Origin of the sequence: Paenarthrobacter nitroguajacolicus, from assembly GCF_031455195.1 — a bacterium.
Lineage (GTDB): Bacteria > Actinomycetota > Actinomycetes > Actinomycetales > Micrococcaceae > Arthrobacter > Arthrobacter nitroguajacolicus_D.
Window position 1 is genome coordinate 59,588 of sequence record NZ_JAVDSH010000006.1, and the last position, 12,491, is coordinate 72,078.

Below are 12,491 nucleotides of genomic sequence, written 5' to 3' on the forward strand. Positions count from 1 at the left end.
GCCGGTCTACGCTGATCCAGCATCCACCATCGGGACGGGAGCCCAGCATGAGCAACTACGCCGTATTCCTCCGCGGCATCAACGTCGGAGGGATCAACATCAAAATGGTTGATCTCAAGAATGCGCTTGAGGATTACCCGTTCACCAAGGTCAAGACTTTGCTGGCCAGTGGAAACGTCGTCCTGCACAGCGAGCTCGGCGCCAAGGACGTCAAGGCCCAGTTCGAGAAATGCCTGCGGGACGCGTTCGCCTATGACGCCTGGGTGGTGGTTCTCTCCGCACAGCGGGTTGCCGAACTCGTCGAGGCTTGTCCCTATCCTGCCGACGACAAGTCCACGCACAGTTACGTGACGCTGGCCTCCGATACCGCCATGCTCGACGAACTCTTCGACGCAGGCCAGGCCTTGGGAGGCGTCGAACAGGTGCGGCTGGGCCCTGAAGCGTCCGCCTGGCTGGCCCCTGCCGGCGGCACGCTGGAGAGCCCTTTCAGCAAACTCTCGGCGAAAGCACGCTACAAAGCAAGCACCACCACCCGGAACCTGCGGACCCTCATCAAGGTCCGGGACGCCGCGGCAGCACTCTAGGACGTACGGGCAGCCTTCAACGCCGCATTAAAGGCCTTCAAGCGCGTGATCTCCACCTCGACGGGCTCAACGATCCGTGTTTCAGCCACCGCCGCAACGGATTCCTTCAACCGTTTGGCGGCTCCGGATGCCCGTATTTTCGCTGCCCAGCCACCAAAAATGCGGCCGGCGATGGCAAGAAGAATTCCCAATGCGACTCCCCCGGCCACCATCAACGTGGGCCAGGGCCAACCCTCCGTTCGAGGAACGTCCGGCACCGGCATCTGGAAGTAACCCAGCGCCGCCAGGACTCCGAGCCAGCCCAGGCCACCCACCGCCAACAGAAGTGCCAACCATTGCAGGGAGTTGAAAAGCGCCCACCACAGGGGCCGTTTGGTCGCCTTCAGGTCGGTTCCTGCGATGGCCTGGTCCAAGGCATCCGGCAAATGCTCGCGGCCGTCCCTGGCCACACCCCGGATCGCGGCGCGCCACGGCCCCGGAGCACCCGTGGACGCGTCGTCCACGAAGTCCCTGACGGCCGCATCCGTCCGCGCCCGCTCAGGAGCGCCTGCGGGAGGCAAGGAGGTCCGGCTCAGTTCCGGCTTCGTGTCGCCCCGGCCCAGGTTCAGCCTGCGCAATGGGTCCGGCCGGAAACGCAACAGCCACCGCGTCACGGGCCACCCTGTCCTCCGGGCCGACTCCCGCTTGAACGACCGCTGGACCGCGTCCACCACAACGGGTACGTTCGCGGCGGTAGCCAACTCCGACGCAAGGCGCGCCTTGGCATTTCCCCTGATCCCGCGCGCTTCGCCCTCCCCGGAGGCCCGGGCCAGTTCCGAGGCCGCCTTCGCGACGTCGGCCGCGAGCCGCTGCGTCGTTGCCTCCCGCTGGACCACGACGTTCCTGATGGCACCGCGGACGGTTGAAACGCCGTCGCCCGTCACTGCCGAGGCGCTGAGCACGCGAACCTTACCCAGGCCGTCGCGGGCCAGGATGCCCTCCAAGGACTGCATCACGGCTGAGGCGTCCGTGGGGCTTAGCCTGTCCACCTGGTTCAAGACCACCAGCGTGACGGCACCGTGGGAGGCCATGGGCTTGAGGAAATCATTGTGGACCGCTGCGTCTGCATATTTCTGGGGATCAAGGACCCACACCAGGACATCCACCATGCCCACCATGCGCTGGACGATCTCCCTGTTCTCCGCACGCGTGGAGTCGAAGTCGGGCAGGTCGAGGAGGACCAGGCCCGTGTCTTCGCCCGCGAGTCCGGCCATCGGGGGCAGGGTGTGGCGCTCCTTGACGTCAAGCCAGTCCAACAGCGGTCCGCTGCCTTCTTCTCCCCAAATCCCTGCCAAGGGTTCCGAGGTGGTGGGACGCCGCGCTGTCGCTGTCGCGAGCATACTTCCGGACACTGCGTTGAACAACGAGGATTTGCCACTGCCGGTGGCACCGAAAAAACCCACCACGGTATGTCCTGCGGATAATGATCGCCGGGAGGCGGCGCGCTCCAGGACGTCGTAAACCGATTGGAGTTCCTCATCAGGAAGGACGCCTTCGGCAAGTTCACGGGCTTCGTTGAGTGATTCGAGCCTGCGCTGCAGGTGGGAGGATTCGCGGACCTGGCTGTGGCGGCTCATGCGGCTTCCGCCAGGCGGCGAAGTGCGGCGGCGTGCCGGGCGAGGTCGCTGCCCGAACGGGGATGGGCAGCTTCAAGGCGGCCGAGGAAGCGCTGCCTTTCGTCGTCCAGGAGCCGTTGGCATTGTGTATGCAGATCCTCCCGCGCCTGTTGGGCGAGGCGCCTGACTGCGTCCTCGCCAAACACCGCTTCCAAAAGCTTCTGCCCCACTACTGCCGTTCCGCCCGCGATCCCTATCTCAAGACCGGTCAACCCGGCTGTCATGGAAAACACGACCACCATGAGCGCAGCACCCAACCCGTTGATGCCGAAGGACAGCCAGCGTGCCTGGGTCCGTTTGCCCTGTCCCTGGGTCCGGATCATCTCCATCAGGCCTTCCTGCCACGACCGGATAGCGGCGGCGGCCCGGGCATCGAATCCTTCGCTGGTACCGGACAGGTCATCGGGGCCCAGGAGCTGGCGGCCCGCGGGATCCGAACGCCAACGCCTGTCAACGTTCTCCGCGGCGTTGGCAGCCTCATCCAGAATCACGGCCTGCAACCCGGTTTCGATGGCCGTCTCCACCTTCACGGCCGGGGCAGGTTCGCCCCGGAAGAAGGCCCCCATGCGGTCACGCATGCGGCCTATATTCTGCTCAAGGGTCCGGAAGAACTCACCCGTGCCGACAAAGTCCTGCCACCGTGCCAGGACTTCACCCCGCAGGAGTGCTCCGTCTTTGGTTGCGGCGAGAATGCGTGAGAGTGCCAGCTCATATTCCTCCACGCAGCCTCCCTCGAGTTCGCGTGCTGCGGTGTCCTGCGCTGCCGCCGCGCCGGCTATTCCGTCGAGGCGGACGCTCACTGCCTTAACGGCTCCGTTGAGTGTTCGGCGGGCGACGTCGGCGCGGCCAGCTGCATTGGCGGCCAAGGCTCCCAGCCACTGGCGCAAGGGGGCCGCTGCCTCGTGGGGCAGCATTCCGAGTGCGTCCAGTTCGCTTTCCGGAACCACAAAGAGCTTCGCTTCGCCAAGGCCCTGCCGGTCCAGCATTGCCTGCAGATCGGCCCTGACCTCTTCCTCGGCGGCGGCCGGCACCCGGTCCAGGACAACGGCGACGGTGATGTCCCGCGAGGCCGCGTCAAGAAGCAGCCGCCACGGGACGGCGTCGGCGTATCGGTTGGCGGTGGTGACAAACACCCAAAGGTCCGCGGCGGCCAGGAGCTGTCCGGCCAGCCTGCGGTTGTCATCGGAGATGGAGTCGACGTCGGGCGCGTCCAGCAGCGCAATGCCTTGGGGGACGTTGTCGTGCGCCACCAGGACCAGCGAAGTGATCGCCTGGGCGTCAGGGGAAGCGCCGGCCTGGTTGGCCGGCACGGGACTTGCCGACACCATGCCGCGGATCCGGTCCAGGTTTGGCAGGATGCGGTGCCCTTCGAACCACTCCGCATCCTGCGGGTGGTGCAGCAGGATGGGCTGGCGGGTCGTGGGCCGGATAGCGCCGGCACGTGTGACCGGGAAGCCAACCAGCGCGTTGACCAGGGTGGACTTGCCGGCTCCGGTTGAACCGCCGACGACGGCCAGCAGCGGCGCGTCCAGGCTTCGGTAGCGGGGAATCACGTAATCGTCGAGCTGGGCCAGTGACTCGCGGATCCACTGGCGGGCTTCCTGCGCTTCCGGCACCGCGAGCGGCAAGGTGGTGGCCGCAAGTTCGGCTCGTGCAGCTTCCAGGGTATCGACGGCGGCCGCCGCCCCTCGGGGTACTGGACTGGCCCCGGATGCTGATGGGTCTTGGTTTGCGATCACAGCATCATCATGCCAGCCCGATCCCGGTCCATCGCACGGGGCAGGCGCTTAGGCAAAAAGAAATCCCCCGGAACCGTGAAGTTCCGGGGGATTCAGCTGTGACCCCAGCGGGATTCGAACCCGCGTTACCGCCGTGAGAGGGCGGCGTACTAGGCCGCTATACGATGGGGCCTTGCACTTTTTGTCACCGTTTCCGGCGATCAAGCTGAATGAGTATTTCATACTTTCAGCTCCGCTCCAAATCGCTTCAGCGAAGTGGAAGTTCCGATTTTCCGGCGTATTCACGCGGATTTTCAGAGCTGGGATACCAGGACTCGAACCTAGAATGACGGTACCAGAAACCGTAGTGTTGCCAATTACACCATATCCCAAAGTGGCTTTCGGACCGGAGTTCCCCGCCGCGGTTTCCCTTGGCTTTCCCTCCGCGCCCCTCAGCACGAGTAATGACTCTACCGGAGTCTCGCCACCTGCACAAATCGTAAAGCCGTTACCTGCATCACACGGCGCTCAGGCCGCCGTCGGGGCCTTCATCAGCAACCGGGACAGGGAATCCACCTGTCGTCCGGTGAACTCCTCCACCACTTCCCCGGTCCTGTTCAACCACACGCCAACCAGTCCCGCCGCGGTTGCTCCGTCCGCATCAAGGAGCCGGTTATCGCCAACATAGAGGGTCTCCCCGGGAGCTGTCCCCAGGAGGCGTACACCTTCGAGGTAGATGGCGGGATCCGGCTTGGGCACGCCCACAGTGTCCGTACCCACCAGGGTCGCGATCCTCGCCAAACCGGCGCCGTCCAACTTGGCGCGTTGGTAGTCATGCACGTTGTTGCTGACCGCACCGTAGGGAATCCCCGCTGCGTCCAAGGCATCCAGGACTTCCTCAACGTCGTCAAAAGCCCGCACGTACGCCGTTTGGCGCTGGTGATACTCGGCCACCCACGCCTGGGATTCCTCGCCGTCGCCCAATTCCACGCCAAAATGGCCCAGGGCGGCCCTGCCACGAAGCAGCCGCTGCTCGTTGAACGTCAGTTCCCCGGCCAGGTAGCGGTCATAGAAATGCGTGGTCTCGTGCGTGAAGATGCGGCCGAACTTCACCCACCCGGCCTGATCCAGGCCGGGCAGGAGATGTTCACTGACGTCACGCAACGCGGTGGTCATGGCGTACTCGAGGTCCACCAGGGTGTCGTCGATGTCGAACAGGACACCGCGGATAGTGCCGAAAGTGCTTGCGATCGCCATGACGTGAGCCGTTGCTAGCCGCGGAAAGCGCGGACGCGGGCCAGCGAGGAATCCTTGCCGAGGATCACCATGGACTCGAACAACGGAGGGGAAATGCGACGGCCGGAGATGGCGGTGCGCACCGGACCGAACGCGGCGCGGGGCTTGATGCCGAGGTCCTCGACGAGCGCCCGCTTAAGCGCAGTCTGGATGTTCTCGGCAGTCCAGTCCGTGATCGGCTCCAAGGCTGCCAGGGCTGCGTCGAGGACTTCCTCGAGGTTGGCCGGAAGACCCTTGCGGGCGTCGTCGGCGACGTCGATGGCGTCATCGGCCTTGAACAGGAACGCCAGCATTTCCGGAGCCTCGCCCAGGAGGGTGATGCGTTCCTGGACCAGGGGAGCTGCCTCTGCGAGGATCTCCTCCTGACGGGGGGTGAGGATCTCACCGACGAAACCGGCGGCGCGGAGGTAGGGAACAAGCCGCTCTTCGAAGTCTGCAGGGGCAAGCATCCGGACGTGGGTTCCGTTGATGGCTTCGGCCTTCTTGATGTCGAAGCGTGCCGGGTTGCCCAGGACGTCATGGATGTCGAAGTTTGCCACGAGCTGCTCCACCGTGAAGATGTCCTCATCCGCGCTCAGGGACCAGCCGAGCAGCGACAAGTAGTTGAGCAGGCCCTCGGGGATGAAGCCACGCTCGCGGTGCAGGAACAGGCTCGACTCGGGATCGCGCTTGGAGAGCTTCTTGTTGCCCTGGCCCATAACGTAGGGCAGGTGCCCGAATTCCGGCATGTATTCGGCCACCCCAATGGCGTAGAGCGCCCGGTACAGCGCAATCTGGCGCGGGGTGGAACTCAGCAGGTCCTCGCCGCGCAGGACATGCGTGATCCCCATCAGTGCATCGTCCACCGGGTTGACCAGGGTGTACAGCGGGGCGCCGTTGGCGCGGACCACTGCGAAGTCAGGGACGGAGCCGGCCTTGAAGGTGATTTCCCCGCGGACGAGGTCGTTGAAGGTCAGGTCTTCGTCCGGCATGCGAAGGCGCAGGACAGCCTCCCGGCCCTCAGCCTTGAACTGGGCGAGCTGCTCCTCCGTCAGGTGGCGGTCAAAGCCGTCGTAGCCGAGCTTGGGGTCGCGACCGGCTGCCTTGTGGCGGGCTTCGATCTCGTCAGGGGTGGAATACGACTCGTAGACGTGTCCCCCGGCCTTGAGCTTGGCGATGACGTCCTGGTAAATGTCGCCGCGCTGCGACTGCCGGTACGGTTCGTGCGGCCCGCCAACCTCAACGCCTTCATCCCAATCGATGCCGAGCCACTTGAGGGCGTCCAGCAACTGGTGGTAGCTCTCCTCGCTGTCGCGGGCAGAGTCGGTATCCTCGATGCGGAAGATCAGCTTGCCACCGGTGTGGCGTGCGTAGGCCCAGTTGAACAGGGCCGTTCGGATCAGCCCAACGTGCGGCGTTCCCGTCGGTGACGGGCAGAAGCGGACGCGGACCGGAGTCTCGGCGTTGACGGCAGGGATGGCGCTGGGGGCAGCGTTCGACGCAGAAGCAGTAGTCATAGTGGTTCCAACTTTACCGCTTGGCACCGCCTCGGTTTCCCGGCCGTAAACGCTCGACGGCGGCACTCGCCTTTCGTACGAAAGGTGGGTGCCGCCGTCAAGGTTTGGCTGTGGCCGGATGCCTAGCGGCGGACCACCGGGTTGGAGAGCCGGCCGATGCCTTCGATTTCCACTTCGAAACGGTCGCCTTCGCTGACCAGGCCTACCCCTGCCGGGGTGCCGGTCATGATGACGTCTCCGGGAAGGAGCGTGAACGCGTGCGAGACGATCGAGACGAGCTCGCGTACGCCACGGATCATCTGGTTGGTGCTGCCGTCCTGGCGGAGTTCCCCGTTCAGCCGGCCCTGGATGGCCAGGTCTTCGTGATCCAGGTCAGTCTCGATCCACGGCCCAAGCGGCGCGGACGTGTCGAAGCCCTTGGCTCGCGCCCACTGGAGGTCCGTCTTCTGGACATCGCGGGCCGTGAGGTCGTTGCCGCAGGTGTACCCGAAGATGACGTCGTCCGCACGCTCTTCCGGAACGTCCTTGCAGATGCGCCCGATGACAACACACAGCTCGGCTTCGAAGGAAACTTCCTCCGAGAACTCAGGAAGGATGATGGGGTCATTCGGGCCGATCACGGAAGTGTTGGGCTTGAGGAACAGCAGTGGCTGCTGGGGAACTTCGTTGCCCAGTTCCGCGGCATGCTCAGCGAAGTTCCGGCCAACACCGATCACCTTGCTGCGCGGAATGATCGGAGCGAGGAGCCGCACGTCTTCGAGCTTGTGCTTCACATGGGTACGTTCGACGCCATTGAAGAAGGGGTCGCCGTTGATGACAGTGATTTCCTCACTGCCGGCCTCGCCTTCAACAACGCCGTAAAGGGGATCAGAATCAACTACAAACCGGGCGATACGCATGGGCTCAAGCCTACCGTCACGGTTCAGCTTCGCAGGTAATCCAACTGGGCCGCCACGGACGTCTCGGCCGCCCACCTGACGGAAGGGTCGACGTCGGGATACACGGCGTCGGTGACTGCCGCGATGGACGCGTCTTGGCCAAGACGGTCAAGGGCTGTCCTGATCTGGTCCAGTCGCTGCTCACGGTGTTCGCGATACTCCCGGCACTTAACGTCCAGGGCAGGGAGCACGGGACCGTGGGCCGGCAGCAGGGTCGCTGGCCCGAAGGCTTCCAGCCGGTCCAAGCTTGCGAGGTAGTCCCCCAGCTTGCCATCCGGATAGTCCAGGACAGTGGTTCCACGGCCAAGGATGGTGTCGCCAGTGAGGACCGAACCCGTGGGGCCATCCCCTGGCAGGTGAAAGCACAAGGAGTCGGAGGTGTGGCCGGGAGTAGCAACCACGCGGATTTCAACATCGCCCACAGTGAGTACTTCGCCATCGTGGAGGGGCTCACCGCCGTGGCAGTATTCGGCCAAGGTGGCCCGGACAGGAGCACCGGTCAGAGCGTGGAAACGAGCTGATGCCTCCGTGTGGTCCGCGTGCCGGTGCGTGATCAGCACGACGTCCACCCGTCCGGTCGCAGCCAGCTCGGCCAGGTGCTGTTCATCCTCGGGTCCGGGGTCCACCACTGCGACGCGGCCGGAACCGGGCGCACCAATGACGTAGGAGTTGGTGCCGTCCAAGCTCATCGGACCCGGGTTGGGGGCCAGCCGGAAGCGCGTCAACTCGCTGCTGCGCCGCAGGGAAGAGGAGCCACCGTCGGAGAATGAGTTGCCGGAAGTCGAACTGCTGGAAGGTGAATTGCCGGAGGTCGCCATTGATTCAGAAGTCACTCCCCCATCTTGACACCACTTCCCAACCCTCACTCACACCCCACCCCCTACCAGCCAACCCTCACTCACATCCCACCCACTACCAGCCACGCCTCACTCACTGCTCGGACAGCCGAAGTATGCTCGACGGCGATATCCGGCGCCTACGGTTCGTGGCCACTTTGGACTCTTGTACGCAGAGCGTGAGAGAGCGTCCGAGGGAAACGGGTGGGACCTGAGAGAGCATCCGGGGGAAACGGGTGGGACCTGAGAGAGCATCCAAGGGAAACGGGTGGGACGTGAGAGAGCGTCCGGGAAGCAGAACGGCGGCCCTTCCGCTTGATAACCAAGGGAAGGGCCGCCGTCGTGCGGTGGTATTTCGGGACGTCCGGAAGGCTAGACCAGGCGGGTGAGCCAGCCGTGGGTGTCCTCGACGGTTCCGGTCTGGATGCCCAAGAGCTGCTGGCGGATGGCCATGGTGGTCTCGCCGGCTTTGGCGTCCTCGGCACCGATGAACTCGGTGGCGTCCTTGAGGACACCGATGGGCGTGATCACAGCAGCGGTACCGCAGGCGAACACCTCGGTGATCTCACCGGAGGCGACGCCGTCGCGCCATTCGTCCAGGGTGATCTTGCGCTCGCTGACTTCGCGACCCATGTCCTTTGCCACCTGGATGACGGACATGCGGGTGACGCCTTCAAGGATGGTGCCACTCAGGGCCGGGGTGACGAGGGAGCCGTCCTTCATGACGAAGAAGACGTTCATGCCGCCGAGTTCTTCCACGGCGTCGTCGTTGAAGTGGTCCAGGAAGAGGACCTGCTTGCAACCGTTCGCTTCGGCTTCCTGCTGGGCGATCAAAGAAGCTGCGTAGTTGCCGCCGCACTTGGCCGCTCCGGTTCCGCCGCGGCCGGCGCGGGCGTATTCACGGGAGATCCAGATGGAGACCGGCTTGAGCTCGCCGCCGAAGTAGTTACCGGCGGGTGAAGCAATAACGCGGAAGGACACCTCGCGGGCAGCACGAACGCCAAGGAATGCCTCGGTGGCGATCATGAACGGACGCAGGTAAAGGGCTTCGCCGTCGCCCGACGGAACCCATTCCTGGTCGGCCTGGACGAGTTCACGGATGGCACCGAGGAAGTACTCCTCCGGCAGTTCCGGAAGGGCGAGCCGGCGGGCAGACTTGTTGAGGCGGGCGGCGTTGGCCTCCGGACGGAAAGTCCAGACAGAACCGTCAGCGTGACGGTATGCCTTGAGGCCTTCGAAGATCTCCTGGCCGTAGTGCAGGACCGCGGCCGACGGGTCAAGGGAAATCGGTCCGTAGGGCTCGATCCGGGCGTTCTGCCAACCGCCATTGCCATCGGCGTCGACTTTGTAGTCGACGACGGCGGTGTGGTCGGTGAAGTAGTCGCCGAATCCCGGGTTCGCCAGGATGGCTGCACGCTCCTCAGCAGACTTCGGTGTTTCCGAAAGCTGCTGGCTGAATTCGACGCCATGGGCAGTCTGAGTCATGTTTCCTCCACAGTCAGCTACCTGGCAGGGCGAACGCGGCCCCGAAGGGTGTGGTTCAGCGATGGACCAGGGAAGCAGGTAAATAATTCAAGACAAGCTTACGCCTGAGATTTGGGCCTAAAGTGCCGCCGCAATGGCGTCGCCAATGGCAGCTGTGCTGCGCGGCTCGCCGGTGCGGCTTTCGACGTCGGCGACTACTGCCGCTTCGATCTTGCGGGCCGCCGTGGTGTAGCCAAGGTGGTCCAGGAGGAGCACTGCGGAGAGGATGGCCGCGGTGGGGTCGGCTTTCTGCTGTCCGGCGATATCCGGAGCGGAGCCGTGGACGGGTTCGAACATGGACGGTGCTGTGCGGTCCATGTTGATGTTGCCCGATGCCGCCAGGCCAATGCCGCCGGTGACGGCAGCGGCAAGGTCGGTGAGGATGTCGCCGAAGAGGTTGTCGGTGACGATGACATCGAAGCGGGAGGGCTCGGTCACCATGAAGATAGTGGCGGCGTCGATGTGCAGGTAGTCGTGGGTGACCTCGGGGAATTCCTTGGCCACTGCCTCGACGGTCCGCTTCCATAGGTGCCCGGCGAACACGAGCACGTTGTGCTTGTGGACGAGAGTGACGTGCTTGCGCGGACGCTCGCTGGCGCGGCGGAAGGCATCGCGGACGACACGCTCGACGCCGTGTGCCGTGTTGAGGGAAACCTCGGTAGCAACTTCGTGCGGAGTGCCGCCACGCAAGGTTCCACCGTTGCCCACGTAGGGACCCTCGGTACCTTCGCGGACCACAATGAAGTCGATCGTTCCGGGGTTGGCCAAGGGGCTGCCGACGGTTCCGTACAGCCGGGACGGGCGCAGGTTCACGTAGTGGTCCAGGGTGAAGCGGAGCTTGAGGAGCATCTCGCGTTCGATGATGCCCGACGGGATGCGGGTGTCGCCGGGAGCAGCGCCCACGGCCCCGAAAAGGATGGCGTCACGGGTGCGCAGGTCTGTCAGGACCTCGTCCGGAAGGGTCTCACCGGTCTCAAGCCAGTGCTGTGCACCGAGCTTGTAGTTGGTCAGCTCAAGGGAGACGCCTTCGGCGGCGACGGCCTTTTCGAGGACCTTGACGGCTTCGGCGATGACCTCTGGGCCAATGCCGTCGCCTGGGATGACAGCGAGATTGATGGACGTTGCACTCATACGTCTATCTAGCCAAGCAATCCACATGCTGGTCAAAATCGTCTCACTCTGCGAACAACGCCTCGGTACGGGGTTAAGACCACGGCATGATGCCCGGACGGTCCGCCTCCGCATAGAGTCGTATGCGTGGATAGCAGGCATGCAATATACGAATGGTTCCGGGTCAACCGCTTCAAAGTGGACCTTACGGCTACGTGCCTCCTGATCCTGCTCTTTGGGCCGGTCTATCTCCTTGCCGGGCACCCGTGGCTCGCACTCCTTTCCTGCAGCCTTCTGTTACCCCTCGCTTGGCGACGCACCCGGCCGGCCATGGCCGCCGTCGTCGTAATCCTTGTGTGCCTGGTCCAGTGGGCGGTGGGTGCGGAACCCGTGGCGGGCCAAATCGCCGTTCCACTCGTCATTTACGCCACCGCCGCTTACGGACCGGCCTGGGCAAGCCGGACAGTGTTGCTCGCAGGGATGCTTGGCGGCATCATGCTGACCACACGCGAGTTCTCCAGCAGTGCAGAGTCGGGCATCATGGGCCTCACCATCGGGGCCCTCTATACGGTGCTGATTTGGATGCTGGTGCTGGTGAGTTGGACGTTGGGGGACCTCACCCGCGTTCGACGTCTCCAGCTCCAGGCATTGGAGGACCGCACCCGGCGGCTTGAAGTAGAACAGCAGCAGGAGCGCCAGTTGGCCGCAGCTGACGAACGATCCCATATTGCGCGGGAAATGCACGACATCGTGGCCCACTCTTTGTCCGTCATCATTACCCAGGCAGACGGCGCACGTTACGCAGCCGCAGCGAAGCCCGAACTCGCCACCGAAGCGCTGGCCACCATTGCCGCCACAGGCAGGGATTCCCTGGCAGAGATGCGACGGCTGTTGGGCATCCTCCGCTCCGACGACGACTCCCCCACCCGCCCGCAACCCCGGCTTTCCGATCTGGACGAGCTCCTTCTGGGTTTCCGCGCCGCGACGCTGCAGGTTGTCTTCGACCAAAGCGGCGTCCCCCGCAGGGCGCTTCCCGCCGGGGCGGAGCTGACCGCATACCGCATCATCCAGGAGGCACTGACCAACGTCATCAAACATGCCGGCCCCAAGGCCAGTGCGCGGGTGACGCTCGCCTGGCAAGGCCGGGGCCTGCAGCTGGACATCGTCGACGACGGCCGGGGCGCCGCCGCTGATCCGCCGGCGGCAGGTGGCGGCAACGGCTTGCGGGGCATGGGCGAGCGCGTGTCCCTCTACGATGGTTCCTTGACCGCAGGCCCGGAACAGGGCGGCGGTTTCCGCGTGTCCGCTTTCATCCCCTATTCGGAGGCCTAACC

At 64.5% G+C, this 12,491-nt stretch carries 10 protein-coding genes and 2 tRNA genes; 2 read left to right on the forward strand and 10 right to left on the reverse strand.

Features of this window, described 5'->3' with window-relative positions; translation table 11 throughout:
* Nucleotides 1-47 precede the first annotated feature (47 nt).
* Nucleotides 48-584 (forward strand): DUF1697 domain-containing protein, encoded by a 537-nt coding sequence (locus J2Y68_RS14130; protein WP_309994395.1) that lies wholly within the window; start codon nucleotides 48-50, stop codon nucleotides 582-584.
* On the opposite strand, the gene J2Y68_RS14135 is transcribed toward J2Y68_RS14130, so the two are convergent.
* The 10 genes from J2Y68_RS14135 to J2Y68_RS14180 form a co-directional block, all read right to left on the reverse strand.
* Nucleotides 581-2,200 (reverse strand): GTPase, encoded by a 1,620-nt coding sequence (locus J2Y68_RS14135; protein ID WP_309994397.1) that lies wholly within the window; start codon nucleotides 2,198-2,200, stop codon nucleotides 581-583. The genes J2Y68_RS14130 and J2Y68_RS14135 overlap by 4 nt on opposite strands.
* Nucleotides 2,197-3,975 (reverse strand): dynamin family protein, encoded by a 1,779-nt coding sequence (locus tag J2Y68_RS14140; RefSeq protein ID WP_397335153.1) that lies wholly within the window; start codon nucleotides 3,973-3,975, stop codon nucleotides 2,197-2,199. The genes J2Y68_RS14135 and J2Y68_RS14140 overlap by 4 nt, the downstream gene beginning before the upstream one ends.
* Nucleotides 3,976-4,077: 102 nt before the next feature.
* Nucleotides 4,078-4,150, reverse strand: a tRNA-Glu gene (locus tag J2Y68_RS14145).
* Nucleotides 4,151-4,277: 127 nt separating this feature from the next.
* Nucleotides 4,278-4,349, reverse strand: a tRNA-Gln gene (locus tag J2Y68_RS14150).
* 136 nt (nucleotides 4,350-4,485) lie between these two features.
* Entirely contained in the window at nucleotides 4,486-5,214 is a 729-nt protein-coding gene (locus J2Y68_RS14155) for an HAD family hydrolase (RefSeq protein WP_211713492.1), read from the reverse strand.
* 14 nt (nucleotides 5,215-5,228) lie between these two features.
* Nucleotides 5,229-6,749, reverse strand: coding sequence for a glutamate--tRNA ligase (gltX, locus tag J2Y68_RS14160; protein WP_309994401.1), 1,521 nt, complete (start codon nucleotides 6,747-6,749; stop codon nucleotides 5,229-5,231).
* Nucleotides 6,750-6,871: 122 nt separating this feature from the next.
* Entirely contained in the window at nucleotides 6,872-7,648 is a 777-nt protein-coding gene (locus J2Y68_RS14165; RefSeq protein ID WP_211713490.1) for a fumarylacetoacetate hydrolase family protein, read from the reverse strand.
* Between the two features lie 23 nt (nucleotides 7,649-7,671).
* Nucleotides 7,672-8,520, reverse strand: a complete 849-nt coding sequence (locus tag J2Y68_RS14170) for an MBL fold metallo-hydrolase (protein WP_309994403.1) — start codon at nucleotides 8,518-8,520, stop codon at nucleotides 7,672-7,674.
* 375 nt (nucleotides 8,521-8,895) lie between these two features.
* Complete coding sequence (locus J2Y68_RS14175; RefSeq protein WP_257369081.1) at nucleotides 8,896-10,008, reverse strand: branched-chain amino acid aminotransferase; 1,113 nt, start codon at nucleotides 10,006-10,008, stop codon at nucleotides 8,896-8,898.
* Between the two features lie 117 nt (nucleotides 10,009-10,125).
* Nucleotides 10,126-11,178 (reverse strand): 3-isopropylmalate dehydrogenase, encoded by a 1,053-nt coding sequence (locus J2Y68_RS14180; RefSeq protein ID WP_309994405.1) that lies wholly within the window; start codon nucleotides 11,176-11,178, stop codon nucleotides 10,126-10,128.
* A 126-nt stretch (nucleotides 11,179-11,304) separates the two neighbouring features.
* On the opposite strand from J2Y68_RS14180, the gene J2Y68_RS14185 reads away from it, so the two are divergent.
* Nucleotides 11,305-12,489 carry a sensor histidine kinase gene (locus J2Y68_RS14185; protein ID WP_309994407.1) on the forward strand — a complete coding sequence of 395 codons (1,185 nt, stop codon included), beginning with the start codon at nucleotides 11,305-11,307 and terminating at the stop codon, nucleotides 12,487-12,489.
* Nucleotides 12,490-12,491: the final 2 nt, after the last annotated feature.